The organism is Archangium primigenium (genome assembly GCF_016904885.1).
Lineage (GTDB): Bacteria > Myxococcota > Myxococcia > Myxococcales > Myxococcaceae > Cystobacter > Cystobacter primigenius.
Map to the genome: position 1 here is coordinate 9,018,248 of NZ_JADWYI010000001.1, position 20,407 is coordinate 9,038,654.

General features: G+C 72.7%; 10 protein-coding genes. 6 read left to right on the forward strand and 4 right to left on the reverse strand.

The annotated features are described in order from the left end of the window. Positions 1-144: 144 nt before the first annotated feature. A complete protein-coding gene (locus I3V78_RS36975) occupies positions 145-1,803 on the reverse strand; it encodes an acetate--CoA ligase (protein ID WP_204495482.1) in 1,659 nt (552 codons plus the stop codon). 136 nt (positions 1,804-1,939) lie between these two features. Here I3V78_RS36975 and I3V78_RS36980 point away from each other — a divergent pair, with 136 nt between their 5' ends. Beyond that, the gene (locus tag I3V78_RS36980) at positions 1,940-2,452 is read left to right on the forward strand and encodes a hypothetical protein (protein ID WP_239576944.1); all 513 of its coding nucleotides are present in this window, start codon (positions 1,940-1,942) and stop codon (positions 2,450-2,452) included. On the opposite strand, the gene I3V78_RS36985 is transcribed toward I3V78_RS36980, so the two are convergent. Then, entirely contained in the window at positions 2,428-3,471 is a 1,044-nt protein-coding gene (locus I3V78_RS36985; protein WP_204495484.1) for a hypothetical protein, read from the reverse strand. The two genes, I3V78_RS36980 and I3V78_RS36985, sit on opposite strands and share 25 nt — an antisense overlap. Positions 3,472-4,246: 775 nt before the next feature. Between I3V78_RS36985 and I3V78_RS36990 the strand changes: the two genes are divergently transcribed. From I3V78_RS36990 to I3V78_RS37010, 5 genes are all read left to right on the forward strand, one after another. Continuing rightward, positions 4,247-5,359, forward strand: coding sequence for an S-(hydroxymethyl)glutathione dehydrogenase/class III alcohol dehydrogenase (locus tag I3V78_RS36990; RefSeq protein WP_204495486.1), 1,113 nt, complete (start codon positions 4,247-4,249; stop codon positions 5,357-5,359). 2 nt (positions 5,360-5,361) lie between these two features. After that, the gene (gene fghA, locus I3V78_RS36995) at positions 5,362-6,210 is read left to right on the forward strand and encodes an S-formylglutathione hydrolase (protein WP_204495487.1); all 849 of its coding nucleotides are present in this window, start codon (positions 5,362-5,364) and stop codon (positions 6,208-6,210) included. A gap of 178 nt (positions 6,211-6,388) precedes the next feature. Next, positions 6,389-7,414, forward strand: a complete 1,026-nt coding sequence (locus I3V78_RS37000) for a polysaccharide lyase family 20 protein (protein WP_204495489.1) — start codon at positions 6,389-6,391, stop codon at positions 7,412-7,414. A gap of 102 nt (positions 7,415-7,516) precedes the next feature. Further along, complete coding sequence (locus I3V78_RS37005) at positions 7,517-11,887, forward strand: AMP-binding protein (protein WP_204495490.1); 4,371 nt, start codon at positions 7,517-7,519, stop codon at positions 11,885-11,887. A gap of 266 nt (positions 11,888-12,153) precedes the next feature. Further along, positions 12,154-16,155, forward strand: a complete 4,002-nt coding sequence (locus I3V78_RS37010; protein ID WP_204495491.1) for a serine/threonine-protein kinase — start codon at positions 12,154-12,156, stop codon at positions 16,153-16,155. Here I3V78_RS37010 and I3V78_RS37015 read toward each other — a convergent pair. Then, entirely contained in the window at positions 16,139-17,932 is a 1,794-nt protein-coding gene (locus I3V78_RS37015; RefSeq protein WP_204495493.1) for an OPT/YSL family transporter, read from the reverse strand. The genes I3V78_RS37010 and I3V78_RS37015 overlap by 17 nt on opposite strands. After that, entirely contained in the window at positions 17,929-20,268 is a 2,340-nt protein-coding gene (locus I3V78_RS37020) for a serine histidine kinase EspA (RefSeq protein WP_239576946.1), read from the reverse strand. Before I3V78_RS37020 ends, I3V78_RS37015 begins: the two co-directional genes overlap by 4 nt. Positions 20,269-20,407: the final 139 nt, after the last annotated feature.

Sequence of the window (20,407 nt, forward strand, 5' to 3'; positions counted from 1 at the left end):
TCGAGGGGACGAATGACGTGCGGTGCGGTGGAATCCAAGCGCCTCAGGGGGAAGGAGGGACGCTCCCCCACTGCAAGGCATGAACCAGGGAGACGAGGAGCGCCCGCTCCCGAGAGAGTGCCTGGCCCATCCGCGACAGCCCTGTCAGGGAGGGCTCGGAGATCCCTTGAGCGCCAGGGCCCGGAGGTCCGTGCGGCGGATCTTCCCGCTCACCGTCTTGGGCAATTCCGCCACGAACTCGATGTCCCGCGGGTACTTGTAGGGCGCGGTGACGCGCTTGACGTGCTCCTGGATCTCCCGCGCGAGCGCGCTCGAGCCCGTGAAGCCCGGCGCCAGCACCACGTAGGCCTTGATGCGCTGGCCCAGGCGCTCGTCCGGCACGCCCACCACCGCCGATTCCGCCACGGCCTCGTGCTCCAGGAGCGCCGACTCCACCTCGAAGGGCCCCACCCGGTAGCCGGACGTCTTGATGACGTCGTCGCGCCGGCCCACGAAGTAGAAGTAGCCGTCCGCGTCCTTCACCGCCCGATCCCCCGTCACGTACCAGTCCCCCCGGAAGGCGCTCGCGTTCGCCGCGTCGTCCTCGAGGTAGCCCTGGAACAGGCCCACCGGGCGCTCGGGCCGGATGCGCACCGCGATGTCTCCCTCCTGGCCCGCCTCCACCTCCTGGCCCGCGTCGTCGATGACGGACACGTCGAAGCCCGGCGAGGGCTTGCCCATGGAGCCCACGCGCGGCTCCAGCGAGGGGAACATGCCCACCACCACCACCGACTCCGTCTGGCCATAGCCCTCGCGGATGTGCAGCCCCGTGGCCTTCTTCCACGCGTCGATGACCTCGGGGTTGAGCGGCTCGCCCGCGCTCGCCACGTGCCGCAGGGATGACAGGTCGTAGCGGGACAGGTCCTGCAGCACCATGGCCCGCCAGGCCGTGGGCGGAGCACAGAACGTCGTCACCCGCTGCCGCTCGAGCATCCGCAGGAAGGCCGCCGCCACGAAGCGGCCCCGGAAGTCGTACACCACGTTGCACGCGCCCTGGCTCCACGGGCCGAACAGCTTGCCCCACGCGCACTTGGCCCAGCCCGTATCCGACAGCGTCAGGTGTCGGTCCTCGGGCACCAGGTCCAGCCAGTAGCGGCCCGTCACCGCGTGCCCGAGGCCGTAGCTCGCCTGGGTGTGCTCCACCATCTTGGGCATGCCCGTGGTGCCCGAGGTGAAGTAGAGCAGCATCGGGTCCTCCGCCCGCGTGCGGGGGAAGGTCGCGCCGCCCGCGTCCGGCGCCTCGGCGGAGGTGTACTCCACCCAGGCGGACCCCACGGGCCCCGCCCCCACCGTCACCCAGTGCTTCACGGCCCCCGTGCCCACCAGGCCCTCGAAGCGGTCCAGGCAGCTCGTCTCCGTGAGCACCGCCTGGGCCCGCGCGGCCTCCAGCCGGTAGCGCACGTCCTTGGGCGTGAGCATGGGCGTGCCCGGCATGAAGACGATGCCCGCGCGGATGCAACCCAGCACCAGGAACCACCACTCCGGCACCCGCGGCATCATCACGAAGACGCGGTCCCCCGCGCCCAGGCCCAGGCCCGCGAGGAAGCGCGCCGCGTGCAGCGAGCGCTCGCGCACTTGCGCCCAGGTGAAGGTCCGCTCGCGGCCCCCCTCGTCGCTCCAGTGCAGGGCCAGGGCCTCGGGCCGCTCGCGCGCCCACCGGTCGGTGACGTCCACGGCGAAGTTGAAGAACTCGGGACGCTCCCACTGGAAGCCACGCCGGGTGGCCTCGTAATCGGTCATGTTGCGGGCAGGGGTCGAGGGCATGCCCGGGAGCCTACGGCGTCCCCCGGAGGATTGGCGCCTTGACGCAAGCGGTTGGCGGTTCCAGACAAGCCGCCCGGGTCCAAAACAAGGCAATCAGCGAGGACCACGGCGCCGGCAGGCGTCCAGGGAGGGTTCCATGAACGCGATGTCGTTGACCCAGGCGGCCGCCCAGCGGCGCTCCTTCGGCGTGTACGCTCGGGTGCTCGCCACCCAGATCCTCTACGTCGCCCCCCTGTTGTGGTTGTTGGAGCTGCTGCAGAACCAGGCCTGGAAGGCGGCGAACGGCACGTTCGGTTGGGTGTACCCGGACTCGCCCTACCAGTGGTTCTCGTTCGGGAGCATGGTGCTGTGGGTGGGCGCGGTGTTCCTCATGTGGACGCTGCACTACTACTGGTTCCACCCGAAGCAGTACCGGCTGTGGACGCGCATCGGCATCGCCTCGGCGGTGTGCTGGGTGGGCGAGTGGGTGGGAGGCTTCATGGCGGTGCAGCTCACCGGCAAGCACCTGCAGGTGTGGCCGGGCGCGGCGCTGGTGTACGTGAGCTTCCCGGCCCTCTTCTTCTGGGTGAGCAACGTCATCGTCTACCACCTGCTCACCGTGTACGGGGCGGACCTGACGCCGGACTACGACTCGCCCGCGGACATCTGAGCGACGTCGGCCGAGGGCTCCGGTGCCTCGGCGCGCACGAAGACGTCCAGGTAGGACAGGTTCCACACCGCGTCGATCACCGCGCGGTACGGCTCGCCCGCTTCCACCTCCGCCTCGGTGACCGAGGTGTTGAGCACGAAGGGGCCACAGCGTCGGCCACCGGCCACGCTCCCATCCAGGCTGAGTGTCAGGCGGTACCAGCCCGCGGCGGACACCCGCGCGGGCAGCGGCGCCCGGCCGGGCTCCCAGTCCAGACGCACCACGGCCTTGCCCCGGTCATCCACCCAGGCGCGCGGACCGTCACCGCGCCCGTCGTCCTCCCAGACGGCCCGGTTGACGAGCGTGGCGGCCGAGCCGGACCACTCGCCCGTCACGGCGTTCCAGCGGTAGGCGTCCTCGCGAGGGCGCGCCGCCGCGTCCGACGCGACGAGCTTCTGCACGGTGAGCCGCGCGCACGGGGAGATGACGGTGGCGTCCCCACTCCACGAGCCCAGCGCGGACGCCGGCTCGCTGTTCGTGGCCCGCACGCCCCACGCCTCGCCCCGCGGGCCGGAGCCCGGCAGCCGCATCAGATCGTAGGTCGGCAGGGGCTCGTCGAGCCCGGTGTACAGCGCCACCTCCACCCGCATGCGCGACGCGGTGGTGCCCGTGGAGTTCTCGAGCGGGTCGCTCCAGTCCACCTCGGACACGCTCACGGGCTGGCCCGGCGAGCCCACGGCCACGCCCGCCCGCCATTGGCCGGGATGGGCCTGCGGGTAGACGCGCCACGCCTCCACGCCGGGCGGCGGCGTGCACGTGCTCGGCGGGCAGACCACGGACTCGGTCCCCCGCTGCCAGGCGTACCACCAGGGCCCCCGAGGCGAAGGCGCCGAGGCCTTCTCCACGCTCAGCCCCCCGCCTTCCGGCAGGAGCACCGGAAAGGTCAGCGGCGCCGCGACCGCGGCCCCCCCCATCGGACATGACAGCAGCGTCACGAGCCCCCACGACCGAGAGGCCCGGCACACTCCACCCCACTTCATGTGAGCGTCTCCCCCTGTCGGCGCCCGCCCATCCTCGCGAGGCGATGGCGGCGTCGAGGTGGAGGGGGAATTGGGGATGACGCCCCGCGACAACAAGCGGTCCGGAAGGTCCGGGCGCCTGGCGCGCGAGTCGAATGTCGTTCAGCGCACCCGAGGTCCCGGCGGAGTCGCCGGTCGTGAACGGATGCCGCGGGGGCTCGGCCATGGACGGGGGAATCCCGATCCATTGGCCGCGGACCCTGCCCAACCGCGTGCCCGCCTTCCCCCACTCCCCATCCGGGCGCGTGACTCCGGCAACCGCCTCACGGAGTGCATGCGCCCGCCCCTGGACTTCCGGGGAACGCGCCGGGTGTGCCCACCGGTGCGTGGCCCGGGCCGCCACCGTCACGACGGTGGCGCCCGGAGGGAGCGACGAAGTCCCGGACTCGCGGACCGCCAGGCCCACGAGCAGGGTTCCCCGGATCCTGGCGGAGCCGGGGAAGGACGTGGGGCGGGGCTCGCCCGGGGCCGCCAGGGCCGCCGAGGAGACACCGCCCAGGGTCGACACCACGAGCAGCAACGCCAGGACGGCCCGTGTCCCTCGGGCCCCTCCGCGTGCGTGTGCTCTGTCGACCTCGACACTCATGTAGGGTGGATGTGTTACCTCGACGCAGACCAAGCGCAATTCTTCGGCCGCCGGAGAAGATCTCCGCGAGGGGCGCCAAGCCCGTCCGTTACGCTCCGCGGCGTCTCGTCGTTTCCGACCCCCACCCATCCCTTTTCAGGAGCCCCTTCCATGGACATCAAGGCCGCCATCGCGTTCGAACCCGGCAAACCCCTGCGCATCGAGACGGTGCGGCTGGAGGGGCCCAAGGCGGGCGAGGTGCTCGTGGAGCTCAAGGCCACGGGCCTGTGCCACACGGACGCGTACACCCTGTCCGGAAAGGATCCCGAGGGCCTGTTTCCGGCCATCCTCGGCCACGAGGGCGCGGGCATCGTGGTGGACACGGGCCCGGGCGTGACGTCCGTGAAGAAGGGCGACCACGTCATCCCGCTGTACACGCCCGAGTGCCGCCAGTGTAAGTCGTGCCTGTCGCGCAAGACGAACCTGTGCACGGCCATCCGCGCCACGCAGGGCAAGGGGATGATGCCGGACGGCACCAGCCGCTTCCACCTGGGCAAGGAGCCCCTCCACCACTACATGGGCACGTCCACGTTCGCCCAGTACACGGTGCTGCCGGAGATCGCCGTGGCGAAGATCCGCGAGGACGCGCCCTTCGACAAGGTCTGCTACATCGGCTGCGGCGTCACCACGGGCGTGGGCGCGGTGGTGTACACGGCCAAGGTGGAGGCGGGCGCGCGGGTGGTCGTCTTCGGCCTGGGCGGCATCGGGCTCAACGTGGTGCAGGCGTGCCGCATGGTGGGCGCGGATCAGATCGTCGGCGTGGACCTGAACCCCCGGCGGCGCGAGATGGCGGAGAAGTTCGGCCTCACGCACTTCGTGAACCCGGCGGACATGCCCGCCGCGGAGCTGGTGCCCTACCTGGTCAACCTCACCGGGGGCGGCGCGGACTACAGCTTCGAGTGCATCGGCAACGTGAACACCATGCGCCAGGCGCTCGAGTGCTGCCACCGCGGCTGGGGCGAGAGCGTCGTCATCGGCGTGGCGGCGGCCGGCCAGGAGATCAGCACCCGGCCCTTCCAGCTCGTCACCGGGCGCGTGTGGAAGGGCAGCGCGTTCGGCGGCGCCCGGGGCCGCACGGACGTGCCCCGCATCGTCGACTGGTACATGGAGAAGAAGATCAACGTGGATGACCTCATCACCCACACGCTGCCGCTCGAGCGCATCAACGAGGGCTTCGACCTGATGCACAAGGGCGAGTCCATCCGCACGGTGGTGACCTACTAGCCATGGAGACGACCCTCCAGACCGCCTCCGAGCACGCCTGCTTCGGGGGCACCGTGGGCTTCTACAAGCACCCCTCGCGCGAGTGTGGCGGCGAGATGCGCTTCTCCGTGTACACGCCGCCCCAGGCCCGGGCGGGCAAGGTCCCCGTCCTCTACTTCCTGTCGGGCCTGAGCTGCTCGGAGGAGACGTTCCAGATCAAGGCCGGGGCCCAGCGGCTCGCGGCGGAGCTGGGGCTGATGCTCGTGGTGCCGGACACGAGCCCCCGCAACACCGGCATCCCCCAGGAGGACGCCGACTGGGAGGTGGGCACCGCGGCGGGCTTCTACGTGGACGCGACCCAGGCGCCCTGGGCCTCGCGCTTCCGCATGTACAGCTACGTCACCCGGGAGCTGCCCGAGCTGGTGGGCAAGCACTTCCCCGCCCGCATGGACCGCGAGGGCATCTTCGGCCACTCCATGGGGGGCCACGGCGCGCTCGTCTGCGCCCTGCGCCAGCCCGGGCGCTACCGCTCCGTCTCCGCGTTCGCGCCCATCAGCGCGCCCCGGAGCTGCCCCTGGGGGCACAAGGCCTTCGGCAAGTACCTCGGCGCGGATCAGGACGCCTGGCGCGAGTGGGACGCCACGGAGCTGCTGCGCGGTGGGGCCCAGGTGCCCCCGCTCCTGGTGGATCAAGGCACGCGCGACAAGTTCCTCGCGGAGCAATTGAAGCCGGATTTACTGCGCCAGGCCTGCGAGCAAGTGGGGCAGCCCCTGACGCTCCGCTCCCAGGACGGCTACGACCACGGCTACTACTTCGTCTCGACCTTCATGGCGGACCACTTGCGGCACCACGCCGCCGCGCTAACCGCCTGATTCGTCTGTCTTTTCGTGCTGCCCCGCCTGGGGGCCCCGCCCAGGGCCCTCGGGCGCCGGGTGGGAGCCCAGGCGGGCGGGCTCGGACTTGTCACTCGGAGGGCTGACAAGGGGCCTGGGCGGGAAGTTGGAAAAGGCGCCGCGTGTCCTTACGGGCTCAACGACGAAAGGACACAGATTGAAGCGACTGTTGAACATTGCCTCCTTCGCACTGCTGCTGCCCACGCTGGCCTCCGCCGCCGTCGTCTGGAAGGGCGACCTCGAGACCGGCAACCTCTCGCAGTGGTCGAAAGAGCAGAGCGTGTCCTCGAACCGCCTGATGGTCGTCTCCTCGCCCGTGCGCGAGGGGAAGTACGCGCTCAAGGTCACCGTGCGAAAGGGAGACAATCCCATCAACGCCAGCGGCAACCGCAACGAGCTGGTCTATCTGAGCCACGAGAAGCCCGGCTCCGAGTATTTCTACAAGTGGAGCACGATGTTCCCCCAGAGCTTCCCCAAGTCGGACAAGTGGGCGCTCTTCACCCAGTGGCACCAGGAGGGCAACAGCGGCTCGCCCCCGCTCGAGATGTACGTGGCGGGCGATCAGATGAAGCTGCGCGTGGGTGGCAGCTCCGGGAAGATCCTCTGGACCCAGCCCGTGAAGCGTGAGCACTGGAACGACTTCGTGCTGCACGTGAAGTGGTCCCCCAAGAAGGACACCGGCTTCATCGAGCTGTTCCACGACGGCAAGCTCGTCGTGCCCCGGACCTACATGGCCACGCAGTTCTCCAACCAGAGCAACTACCTCAAGCTGGGCCTGTACCGCGATGCGTCCATCGCCCAGGAGGGCGTCGTCTACCACGACGGTTTCACCCAGAGCACCCACCGCGATGACGTGCTCCCCAACGAAGTCATCGTCGCCGAGCCCGAGGTCGCCCCCGTGCCCGAGCAGGCCGATCCCAACGAGGGTCCGCCCGATTTCGACGAGAGCCTGGATGAGTCCGGGGTCATCGGCTCGCTGCCCACCTCGGGCAACTCGCCCGGCACCGCGGGGCTCGTCCCCGGCGACGGCGCCTATGGCGAGGGCATGGCGGCCGCGAGCTGCGGCGCCTCGGCCACCGGCGGCATGCCCGCGCTGATGGCGGGCCTCTTCACGGCGATCGCGCTGGCGACCAGCCGCCGCAAGAAGGCGCTCGCCCACGCGCCCCGTTCCACCCGGCGCTAAACCGAGCCGTACCCTCCCTGGCCGCTCCCACGCCCCTCGCGGCGGGGGAGCGGCCTTCTTGCGTTGTTGAAGCGGACAGGGACGCCGGATGAGAATTCCGGGATGAAGTCCTTGATGGTGGTACGCCGGGCCCCCGAGTCGACCTGGGTGGATCTCCTGAGGGGCCGGGCGCTCGAGCAGCCTTCGCGCCGCGCCTTCGTCCTGCTCGAGGAGGGTGAGGCGGAGAGCGCCGTCTGGGATTACGCGGAGCTGGACCGACGCGCCCGCGCCATCGCCACGCTCCTGCGGCGGCAGCTGCGGCCCGGAGAGCGGGCCCTGCTGCTCTACCCCTTCGGCCTGGACTTCATCGCCGCCTTCCTCGGCGCGCTGTACGCGGGCGTCGTGGCCGTGCCGGTGTACCCGCCGGACCCCTCGCGGCTCCAGCGCACCCTGCCGCGGCTGCGCGCCATCGCCCAGGACGCCCAGGCCACCCGCGTGCTCACCACCCAGGCCATCCGCGAGTGGGTGGAGGGTCTGGCCCAGCAGGCCCCCGAGCTCGCCGCCCTGCACTGGCTGGCCACGGACACGCTGCCTCCGGACCTGGAGGCGGACTGGCGGCCCCTGGACGTCACCCCGGGCACGCTCGCCTTCCTCCAGTACACCTCGGGCTCCACCGCGCGGCCCAAGGGCGTGCGGCTCACCCATGCCCACCTGATGCACAACCAGGGCGTCATGCAGCGCGCCTTCGGCACCTGCGAGGAGAGCGTGGGGGTGAGCTGGCTGCCGCTGTACCACGACATGGGGCTCATCGGCTGCGTGCTGCATGCCCTGTACGCGGGCTTCCCCATGGTGCTCATGCCCCCGGAGCAGTTCCTGCGGCGGCCCCTGCGCTGGCTCGCCGCCATCTCCCGCTACCGCGCCACCATCAGCGGAGGCCCCAACTTCGCCTTCGACCTGTGCGCCCGGAAGGTGACGCCCGAGCAGGCGGCGGCGCTCGACCTGAGCACCTGGAGCCACGCCTTCAACGCCGCCGAGCCCGTGCGCGCCGACACCCTGGAGCGCTTCACCCGCGCGTTCGCGCCCAGCGGCTTCCGCGCCGAGGCGTGGCACCCGCTCTATGGGCTCGCCGAGGCCACGCTCATGACGACGGGCGAGCGCGGGGGCGGCACCCGGCCCCGGGTGCTCACCGTGGAGGGCGCGCCGCTGGACGCGGGCCAGGTCGTCCCGCGGCCCGAGGGCTCCGCCGACACCCGGCGCCTCGTCGGCCTGGGCCAGCCAGGCCCGGAGCTGCGCGTGGCCATCGTGGCGCCCGACACCCGCGTGCGCCTGGAGCCGGAGCGCGTGGGGGAGATCTGGGTGGCGGGGCCCAGCGTGGCCCAGGGCTACTGGAACCAGACCGAGACGAGCGACCCCACCTTCCACGCGGAGCTGGCCAGCGGCGAGGCCGCCGGCGGCGAGCGGTGGTTGCGCACCGGGGACCTGGGCTTCCTGCGCGAGGGCGAGCTGTTCTTCACCGGCCGGCTCAAGGACCTGGTCATCATCCGGGGCCGCAACCACGCCCCTCAAGACATCGAGCTCACCGTCGAGCGGAGCCATGCCGCCCTGCGCCCGGGCTGTGGCGCCGCGTTCGCGCTGGACACCGGGGGCACCGAGCGGCTCGTCGTCGTCCAGGAGGTGCACCGCGACCACACGCACGCCGACCTGGACGCGCTCGCCCACACCGCGCGGCGCGCCGTGGCCGAGGCCCATGGCGTGCACCTGGACACGCTGGTGCTCGTGCGCGCGGGCTCCATCCCCAAGACGTCCAGCGGGAAGATCCAACGCCACGCGTGCCGCCAGGATTTCCTCGAGGGTCGGCTGGACGTGCTGCGCGCCGTGACGCCCACGGCGCCCCTGGGGGAGCGCCCCTCGCTCGCGACCGACGAGGCCCTGGCCCGCGCGATCTCCGAGCTGGGCCTGGACTCCCTGCAGCAGCTCGAGCTGCGCCAGCTCCTGGAGCAGCGGCTGCGCGCCCTGCCCCGCCCCCCCGCGCCCGCGCCCCGGCCGGACAGCGCCCCCGTCTGGGACGTGGCCCGCGAGGCCCCGGCGCTCTGGCGCCATCTGGAGGAGCGCGAGCCCTGGCTGGCCGAGCTCCTGGAGGGGCTGCGACGCGAGCTGCCCGTGCCGCCCACCAACGGCACCTTCGACACCGGCGAGCACTTCCGGCCCGCCGGCCACTTCCGCGCCTTCTACCAGCGAGGCCCCGGCGAGGGCGTGCTCGCTTTCAAGGGCGGGGAGGTGCGCTGCGAGGATCAAGCGGGCTTCCTCGAGCTCTTGCGGCAGCGGCTCTTCGAGCGTCAGGCGCGCTACTCGGTGACGAACACGCTGGAGTACTTCCTGCTCCAGGAGCGCAAGGTGCCTGGCGCGCTCACGCTGCCGGAGGCGCTCACCGAGGCCCGGCGCGCCGCCGAGCTCCAGGGCCGCTTCCTGGAGGAGTACGGCGCGCCGGGAGAGCTGCCGGTGCCGCTGCTGGTGGTGCGCTGGAGCGAGGAGGTGGTGGCGCGCTTCCGGGGCCGGCTGCTGCCCCTGCTCTCCGGCTTCACGCTGGGCATCGCCGAGGGGGAGCTGCGCGACGGGCTCGCCTGCTACGTGTACTGGTTTCCCCAGGCGCCCTTTCCCCGGGTGAGCCACTTCGCCGGCACGCTCGCCCAGGAGAGCCAGCGCACGGGCACGGGGGGCTTCACCAACACGCGCCTCATCCACGCCACGCTCAAGCACAACCTGGACGCCGGCGCCGTGGTGGACTCCTGGGTGCGGCTCACCGCGCGCTTCTTGTGGCTGGGCTACTTCCCGAGCGACATCCAGCACTTCAAGAACGGCCAGTGCATCGAGCCGCAGAACGTGCTGCTCAACGGCGCCTTCGCGGACGTGGACTCGGTGCTGCCCATGCACCAGGTGACCACGGACCGGGAGTTCTACGCCAACTTCCTCGCCATGCTGAACCTGCTGGCGGGCACCGTGCGCACCTTCCTCGCGGCCGAGGGCAACGGCACCACCCACCGGCCCCCACCCTTCCCCCACCAGTTCCAGGGGCCCGACTTCCTGGACACGCTCTCCGTCCTCCACGTCTGGGAGCGGCTGTGCGTGCACCTGCGGGCCGAGCGGCCCGGCGCGCACGCGCGGCTGGACCCGCGGCTGGAGGCGCTCGTGGAGTCGCGGCTGTCCTTCCCCGTGCTCTTCGAGCGCGTGCTCTTCCCGCTCTATTACGCCGGGCCCACGCTGCCCGAGAGCGCGGTGCACCTCTTGAAGGTGACGGACGTGTACGGCGACACGCTCGCCGGGGAGCGCCGCCCCTCGCGCGAGGTGAAGTACAGCGCCCGCATGTCCGTGGACGCGGTGGCGCTCGCCACCCTGCCCCGCGCCTTCCTGGAGCAGCTCCAGTTCACGCCCCGCGAGTTCATCCGCGACTGCATGCGCGAGGAGGCCACGCTCGTCACCGTGTACGAGACGTTCCTCGGCCGCATCGGGCTGGTGGTGCTGCCCATGGAGGACGCGGAGCTGTACGTGGACCGGCGGCACACCGTGGGCGCCGTCGTGCGGGGGCTGGAGGAGGCGGCGCGGCTGGGCGCGGACACGGTGTCGCTCACGGGGCTGGTCCCCTCGGCCACCGACTACGGCCGCGCGCTCGAGGAGGCCACGCGCGGTCGCACGGGCCTGCCCCGCTTCACCACCGGCCATGCCACCACCGCCGCCTGCTTCGTGATGATGGTGGAGCGGGTGCTCGCCGCGGGCGGCCGTCGCATGGACGGGGAGGACGTGGTGCTGCTCGGCGCGGGCTCCATCGGCACCGCCATCCTGCGCTTGCTGCGCCGCACCCTGCCCGCGCCCCGCTCGCTGCGGCTGTGCGACGTGCCCGCGCGGCGCGAGCACCTGTCGCGGCTCGTCGAGGAATTGAGCGCCGAGCCCGGCGGCCCGGGCGCGCTCGAGGTGACGCTCGTCTCCGGCGACGGCCTGCCCGACGAGGTGTACGCGTCCTCGCTGGTGCTGTGCGCCACGAACGTGCCCGGCCTGTTGGACGTCCACCGGCTGCGGCCCGGCACCCTGGTGGTGGACGACTCGGCCCCCCACTGCTTCGAGCCCCGCCGCGCCATCCGCCGCTTCCAGGAGAAGCGCGACGTGCTCTTCAGCGAGGCGGGCGCCCTGCGCAGTCACCGCCCCATTGGAGAAATCCGCGAGCTCACCTTCGCCACCGGGTGGGACCAGCGCATCCGCGCCGCGCTCAGGCTCTTGCACCCCACCGAGGACACCCTGATGGGTTGTGTCTTCTCCAGCATCCTCAGCTCGCGCTTCGAGGACGCGCCGTGCCTGGTGGGCACGCCCGGCCTGCGCGACCTGGAGCTGCACTACCGCAAGCTGCGCGAGCTGCGCTTCGAGGCGGCCCGCCCGTATGTCGAGGACTACCTGCTCGACGACGACCTGGTGGGCATGTTCCGCGCCCGATTCGGCGGCCGGTAGCCGGCCGCGCGCCCACCGCGTGTCCGGGTCGGCTCCACACAACCCACCCCGACAGGTGGCCTTCTGGCGCGCGGTGAACACAGCGAGCCCTGGAGCGCCGCCCGATGTCCACCGTCCGGGGTCATTTCGACGAGGCCCGGCCCGGGGGGTGGTAGACTGAGGGCGTGCCGCGGTGCGTGACATGCGGACAGCGTTGGGAGGGGGCCCACGCGCAATGTCCCCGGGGGGCCACCCCGACCGACTCGCTCTCCGAGGAGCGCGGTCGGATGGTGCCATCGTGTCTCATCCCGGGCTACGCCGTGACGCGGGAGGTGGCCCGGGGCGGGTTCGGCACGCTCTACGCGGCGCGGCGTGAATCGGACGACCAGCTCGTGGCCATCAAGGTGGCCCACGCGGACCACCCGCTCGCGCGCATGCAGCTCGAGCGCGAGGCGCAGGTGCTCGGGGCCATTGGCGCGCCCACCGTGCCCGCCCTGCACGCGAGCGGTTGGCTCCCGGAAGGCACGCCCTACCTGGTCATGCAGTACATCGCCTCGCCCACCCTGGCCCAGCGGCTGGCGCGGCCCTCCGGGCCCATGCCTCCGCCGGACTTCGCCCGCTGGGGCAGCGCCCTCCTGGAAGCGCTGGAGCAGGTGCACGGCCGGGGCTACCTGCACGGAGACCTCAAGCCGGAGAACGTCTTCCTCGACGAGGAGGCGTCGCGGGTGGGCTTCTTCGACTTCGGCCTCGCCCGGCTCGTCAACGCGCCGGCCTCCGTCAGCGCCGACGAGCCCACCCCGCCCGTGGGCGAGTCCTTCGCGGGGACGGCCGAGTACATGTCCCCCGAGCAGTGCTCCGGTCCCCAGGGGTTGGATCTCCGCTCGGATCTCTACTCGTCGGGCGTGCTGCTCTACGAGATGCTCACCGGCCGGCCCCCCTTCCTGGGCACCGCCACGGACGTCATCCAGGCGCACCTGGCGCGTCGGCCCTCGCGGCCCTCGGAGCACGCGCCGGTGCACCCGGCGATCGAGCAGGTGGTGCTGCGCTGTCTGGCCAAGGAGCGCGAGCGCCGCTTCGACACGGTGAAGGAGTTGCGCGCGGCGCTCCAGGAGGCCCTGGCCCAGGCGGCCCGCGCCACGCCGGGCGCCCCGTCCGAGAAGACGCCCCCGCCGGAGCGGCCCGCCGCGTCGGCCCCCACCGGGGTGATGCGCTCGGTGGCGGTGCTCTTCTTCCGCTCGGGCGCCAACCCCGTCACCGTGCAGAAGGCGCTCGCCAGCTTCGGCGGCAACCTGGCCTCCAATGACGGCACCCGCTTCGCCGGGGTGTTCGATCCCAACGCCGGGGAGAATCCCGTGCAGCGCGCACGGCAGGCGGCCGAGGGGCTCGCCGCGCAGAACCTGGCCTCGGCGGCGCTGGTGGACGTGGCCTCGGTGACGGTGCGCCACCGCCCCGGGGGCCCCGCGCGCTACTTCGGCCCCGTCTTCAAGGAGCAGGATCGCTACCCCACGGATCAGGATCCCACCCCGCTGCTGTTCACCGGCGCCGCGGCCGAGGCGCTGCCGGACCTCCTGTGCGAGCCGGTGCCGGGCCGCGAGGGCATCTTCCGCAACGCCACCACCGCCAGCGGACCCGAGGACGTCACCATCCTCCAGCATGGCAGCGGCGTGCTGGTGGGCCGGGGCAGCGAGCTGGCCGAGCTGCTGGAGAGCGCGGGCCGGGCGCTGGTGGAGAAGGCGCCCACGCTGTGCACGGTGCTCGGAGACCGGGGCGCGGGCAAGACCCACCTGAGCGCGGCGCTCGTCCAGCAGTTGCACATGGCGCTGCCCCACACGCGCATCGCCACGTGGCGCGCCCGCGAGCCCGTGCAGGGCGACCCCGAGGGCACCCTGCGCATGCTGCTGCGCGGCGCGCTCTACGACTTCCGCAGCGACTACGACCTGACGGGCTCCGAGGAGGAGGGCAAGGCGCGGTGCGTGAAGCTGCTCGGCGAGCCGCTCGCCCAGGAGCTGTGGCCCGGCGTGGCCTCCACTTTGGGGTGGCTGGCGCCCGGCGCCGCGGGCCTGCAGAACTGGGCCGCCGCCCCTGGCGCCTTGCGCTCGCTGGCCATGCGCGCCACGGGCGAGCTGCTCGCCGCGCGCGCCAAGTCGCAGCGCCTGTGCCTCATCCTCGACGACGCGCACTTCGCCGAGGAGACGGCCCTGGACGCGCTGGAGTACGCCGCGCTCGCCGAGTCCCACCTGCCCCTGTGGGTGTGCGTGTTCGCCCGCCCGGGCTTCGAGCGCATCCGGCCCTCGTGGGGCACGCGCGCCGCCTACCGGCACGTGCTGCCGCTCGGGCCGCTCTCGCCCCCGAGCGCCATGGAGCTGTGCCGCGCGCTTCTGCGCCCCGCGGAGAACGTGCCCGCCGCGGCGCTGGAATCGCTCGTCGCGCGCGCCAAGAGCGTGCCCCTGTTCCTCGTGGAGCTGGTGCGCGGCCTCAAGCGCCAGGGGCTCGTGCGCCAGCGGCCGAGCGGCGGCAGCTGGTTCCTGGCCACGGACGAGCTGGACCGGATGCCCGAGCTGCGGCTGGTGGACTGGCTGGCGGACCGCGAGCTCGGGGCCTTGCCCGTGGAGCTGGCGGCGCACGCGCGGTTGTGTGCCCTGCTCGGGCCGGACTTCACCGCCGCCGAGGCCGAGGGCGTGGTGTTCGAGCTGGAGGAGGAGGGCGGCGCCGCGGACTTCCCGTTGGATCCCCGCCACGCCACGCGCCGGCTGCAGGACCTGGGGCTGCTCCTGTCCCACCGCCTGGAGGGCCTGAGCTTCCGCAACGAGCTGCTGCGCGTCACGGTGGAGCGCTCCCTGCCCGAGGCGGACCGCGAGCGCATCCACCGCGCCGCCTTCCGCTTCTACCTGAGCGACGCGGGCGCCGCCGAGCGCCAGCGCCTGCCGCGCCTGGCCCTGCACGCCGCGGCGGCCGGCATGCGCGACGAGGCGGCCGCGCTCTACATCGACCTGGCCGAGTCCGCCCGGGGCCGCCACGCCTATATCGAGGCCGAGTCCACCTACACGCGCGCGCTGGAGCTGCTCGACGCGGAGGACCGGCGGCGCAAGCTCACCGTGCTCCGGGGCCGGGGCCTCATGCGCTACCGGGTGGGCCGCTACGAGGACTCGCTCGCGGACTTCGCCGGCGCGCGCGAGCTGGCGCGCCAGCTCGGGGCTCCCGCGGACGAGGTGGACCTCATGCTGGAAGAGGCCATGGCGTACGACTGGATCAACGATTACGCGCGCTCCGAGGAGCGGGTGTACGCGGCCCAGGAGATGGCCTTCGCGGGCAACCACAAGTCGCCCCTGCTCCAGGTGCGGCTGCTGCTCGGCGTCGGGCGCGCGCAGTTCCGCAACGGCCGCTGGGAGGAGTGCTGCGAGCCCCTGCAGGAGGCGGCCGAGCGCGCGCGCCAGCTCGGGGACGCGGGCTACGAGTCGCGCGTGGTGGCGCAGCTGTTGCTCGGCGTCATCCTGCCCAACATCGGCCGCATCGACGAGGCGGAGAGGCTCTTCGAGGAGGTCATCCACGCGTGCACCGAGCGCGGAGACCGGCTGCACCTGGGCAGCGCCATCTGCAACCGCCGCAACCTGTGGGTGGCGCGCAACGACCTGCAGGGCGCCATGCAGGATCAGGAGCGCTTCATGCACCTGGGCCGCGAGCTGGGCATGGTGGGCTGGGAGTACTTCGCCGAGCACAACATGGGCGAGCTGCTCTACCAGGCGGGCCGGGTGGCCGACGCCCTGCCCCACATCACGCGCGCCATCGAGCTGGAGAAGCACCACCCGGAGATGGCGCCCCGGCCCTGGGCGCAGCTGCTCAAGGCGCGCTCGCTCGCCTACAACGGCCAGCGCGACAAGGCGGGCGAGCTCTTGCGCGACATCCGCCGCACCCTCAAGCAGAGCGGCGCGGAGTTCACCCCCTCGGAGGAGGTGCTCTTCTCCGCGGTGGAGCTGACCACGCGCGACGCGAGCGACACGGAGTGGAGCGAGCTGCTCACCCGCTCGCAGGAGTACTCGGTGGAGCAGGAGCCCCTGGAGGTGCTGGAGCTGCGCGGGTTGGACCTGCTGCGGCGGGGCGAGCCCCTCCGGGCCCAGGGCATCCTCGAGGAGGCGCTGAGCCGGGCCGAGACGACGCCCAACCTGATGGGCCACCGGCTCCGGGGCATGCTCAAGCGCGCGCAGCAGCAATCCACCGAGCAGGGCGCGAGCGCCGAGGTGCTCGCGCCGGAGGCCGCGGCGGGCGGCCGGCGCATCACCCCGAAGCGATGAGGCCCAGCGCCGCGAGCGCCGCGATGACGACGCCCAGCACGGACTCGCCGAGGATGGCGCCCATGCCCACCGAGCGGGCCACTGGCGCCGCCGCGGGCCGCAGCCGACCCACCGCGAACGTCACGAGCGCGCCCAGGGCGATCGTCACCGAATAGAAGGGCGGCAGCACCATGCCCAGGCCCAGGGCCACCGCCGAGGGCAGCACCCGCGCCCACCGGCCCCACACGCCCAGCGACAGGCCCACGCCCACGAGCAGGCCCACGCCCAGGGCCGGCGCGGCCCCGGCCGGCAGTCCGGCGAAGCCCCGCGACGTGAGCTCGGCGAAGACCTTGAACTGCTGCGCCGTGGGCGCGGGCAGCGCGGCCGAGCCGAGCGGGTGCGTGGACGCGAGCAGGTAGAAGGTGGGGATGGCCACCGCGGCGCCCACCAGCGGCCCGGACAGCTGCGCGAGGAACTGCCGGGACACGTTCGCGCCCAGCCGCCGCCCCGCCTGGAGCGACCACAGGCTCGCGCTCGTGTGGGACGCGGCACCCGCCACCACGCCGCTCGCCGCCACGCCCAGGCCGGGCTGCCCCGGCACCCACGTCCCGAAGACGACCTGCGTGAGCTGACCCACCACACTCATGGGCGCCAGGTCCGACTGCCCCGTCGCGCGCGCGCACACCGCGCACAGGGGGAAGACCAGGACCAGCGCCAGGAAGAGCGCCAGCGGGCCCACCGCGAAGCCCGACGCGCCCACCGCCAGGGCCACCAGCACGAGCGGCAGCACGCCCCGGCGCACCCACCGACCCGCGGTGGACTCCCAGCCCCCGCCCGCGCCCAGGCCCCGGACGTCGCCCCACAGGGACGGCAGCGCGCGCACCAGCGGCAGCAGCGAGGGCAGCGAGGCGCCCACCATCAACCCCACGCCGGGCAGCAGCAGCCAGGACGCCAGGTCCCCCACCGCCACGTGGCCCTGGCCCACGAGCACCGGCCCCAGGCCGCACCAGCCCAGCAGCGCGCCCCCGAGCAGGCTCAGCGCCGTCTGGAGGCCCACGAGCGAGCCGATGCCCAGCAGCATCGGGCTCCAGTGCACGCCCAGTTGCAGGCTGTCCGCCCCCAGGCCGCCCACCCGCAGCGCCGCGGGCAGCAAGGACACGGAGGGAATGGCGCCCACCGCGTCCCGGAGCCCCACGACGAGCGCGGACACGAGGCTTCCGCCCCACAGGCCCCGCGAATGCGTGGCATAGGCCGTGTCCGTGGTGTGCAGCGAGGTGATGAGCTCCGCGGTGGCCACGCCCGTGGGGAACGGCAGGGCCTCCTCCTCCAGCAGGCGCCGCCGCAGCGCGAAGGCGAACAGCACCCCGAGCAGACCCAGGCCCACGCCCCAGGCGGCCACCGCCCACCCGGGCGGCTGGAGGCCCATCAGCACGAGCGCGGGCACGGTGCCCAAGAGTCCGGCGCTCGCGGGCAGGGCGCCCACGGACACCGCCGTCGTCTGCGCGAGGTTCGTCTCCAGGGCCGTCGGCGCCACGCCGCGCCGTCCCAGCGCCGACAGGCCTCCGAAAGCCAGCAGCGCGGACAGCACGCACCCGGACTCCCAGAAGCCCACCTTGAGGCCCGTGTACACGTTGGTGACGGCGAGCAGCGCGCCGAACCCCAGGCCCAGGCCCCAGGCGCGTCCCGTCCACTCGGCCCGGGGCGCCGCCACCGGGGCCCCCCGCGGCACGAGTCGGGGGCCGTCTCCCGCGGCCTCCGGCGGAGTCGGGGTCACCAACTCCGCGGAGCCCTCGCTCATCGCGCGACCTCCTGGAGCCGCAGCGGCACGGGCGTGGGCGCGCGCGGGGCGTCGGGGACGAGCGGCTGCGCGGAGCGGCTCACCAGGGCGCGCAACTGGCGCAAGTCCAACGGCTTGCTGAGCTTGGGATTGGGCACCTCCTGCAGGAAGCTCAGCGCGCGCGGCGTGAAGGCGCCGCCGGTCATGAACACCACGCGCTGCGCCTGATCCGGCAGGCTGCGGTTGAGCTCGGCGTACAGGTCCATGCCCGTCATGCCCGGCATCATCACGTCACACAGGATGATGTCGAAGCGGCCCCCCTGCTCCATCAGCTTGAGCGCGGCCCGGGCGCCGTTGACGGTGGCCACCTCGTGCTCGGGCGACAGCGAGCGCTGCAGGGCGCGCGTCACGTACGGCTCGTCGTCCACCACCAGGATGCGCGCGCGGCCCGAGGACGGGATCGCCACCGGCTCCGGCCGGGCCTCCACCGCCACCCCGGCCACGCCCAGGAACACGAAGAACGTGCTGCCCTTGCCCGGCTGGCTCTCCACGTTGATGCGGCCCCCCATGGAGTCGACGATGCCGTGGCAGATGGACAGCCCCAGCCCCGTGCCCTCGCCCACCGGCTTGGTGGTGAAGAAGGGGTCGAACACCCGCGCGCGCACCTCCGGCGTCATCCCCACGCCCGAGTCGCGCACCTCCACCACCACCTGCCCCGGACCGGCCGCCCGGATGACGACGCGAATCTCGTGCTCCAGCGCGTCCCCCTCCGGAATGGCGTGCGCCGCGTTGAGCAGCAGGTTGAGGAACACCTGGCACAGCCGCGACTCGGTGCCCTGCACCGTGGGCACGGGCTCGAACTGCGTCACCAGCCGCGCGCGGTGCTTGATGACGTTGTCCGCCATCTTGCAGGCCAGCTCCACCGCCTTGCTCACGTCCACCGGCCCCAGCCGCTCCTCCTGCTGGCCCCGCGCGAACGTCTTCAGGTCCCGCACGATGGACGCGATGCGCTCGGCGCCCTCCACCGTCTCGCGCACCACCTGCTGCAGGGGCTCCACCTCGGCCTCCTCCACGCGGCTCTTGAGCTTGTCGAGCCGATCGGAGACCAGGTGCAGGTTCACCAGCATGTAGGCCAGCGGGTTGTTGATTTCATGCGCCACGCCCGCGCCCAGCGTGCCCACCGACGCGAGCCGGTCCGCCGTCTGCAACCGGCTCTGCAAGAGCCGCCGCTCGGTGGTGTCGCGGTGCACGAGGATGTGCGCGATGGTCCGCCCCTCGGCGTCGCGCAGCGGCGCCACCACGGACTCGCACGAGCAGCGCGTGCCGTCGGGCCGCTGGAAGTCCAGCTCCCCCGTCCACCGGCCCTGCGCCTCCAGCGCCGCCAGCACCTCGCCCGTCTGCTTGTCCTCCTGCTGCGGGTGCAGCAGCGAGAAGAGCGTCTGGCCCAGGGCCTCGGCCTTGCCCCGGCCGAACATCTTCTCCGCGCTCGCGTTCCAATCGATGATGCGGCCGCCCCGGTCGGTGACGACCACGCCCTCGCACAGGCTCTCGAAGATGAGCGCCTGGCGGCGCAGCTCCTGCTCGGCGAGCTTCTTGTCGGTGATGTCCATCACCGTGCCGGTGATGCGCACCGGCGTGCCCGTCTCGTCGCACAGCACGTCGCCCTTGCACGACAGCCAGCGGCCCCGCGCCCCCGTCACCTCGATGCGGTACTCCACGTCCAGGTGGGCGCGCTGGGCCAGCGCCGTGGCGAGCGCGTCGCGCACCCGCCGCAGCTCCGCGGCCTGCACCACCTCGGCCAGGTCCGTGGGCCGTCCGGACAGCGTGCCCACCGGCAGACTCAGCAGCCGGTCCACCTGCTCGCTCCACGTCACCGCGCCCGTCACCGCGTTCCAGTCCCAGATGCCCACGCGCGCCGCGCTGAGCGCCTGGCGCATCTGCTCCTCGCCCTTCTCCACCAACTCGCGCATGGAGAAGCGCAGGACCGTCACGGTGCCGATCTGCACCCGGTCGCCCTCGTGCAGGTCGGCGGACGCGATGCGCACCCCGTTGAGGTAGGTGCCATTGGTGGAGCCCAGGTCGGCCAGCTGGTAGTGGCCCTCGGGCGAGCGCTGGATGCGCGCGTGCCGGCGCGACACCCCATGGTCGTTGATCTGGAAGCCCGCGTCCGCGCCCCGGCCGAGCACGTGCTCCAGCGCGTCGATGCGGAACACCTTGCCAATGGCCGCCGGGGTCGTGGTGCTCGTGAGGATGAGGCACGCACTCTCGGAGGACGGGAGCGGCTTCGCGGGCCCTCCACACATCGTGAGATCGTCCACCATCTTCATGGGCATGCTCTTCCAGGGCCAGGGGTTCATCGCCAGGGGGAGTATCCAGCAGAGTCGGGGCCGTCCGCATCACACCCCTCCGGACACCCGCCGCCGCATCCATCGTCCAACCAACACCCCGAGCCTGGACGTTAACCCAACTGCCCGCCGCTCGACAGTGGCCCCCCCG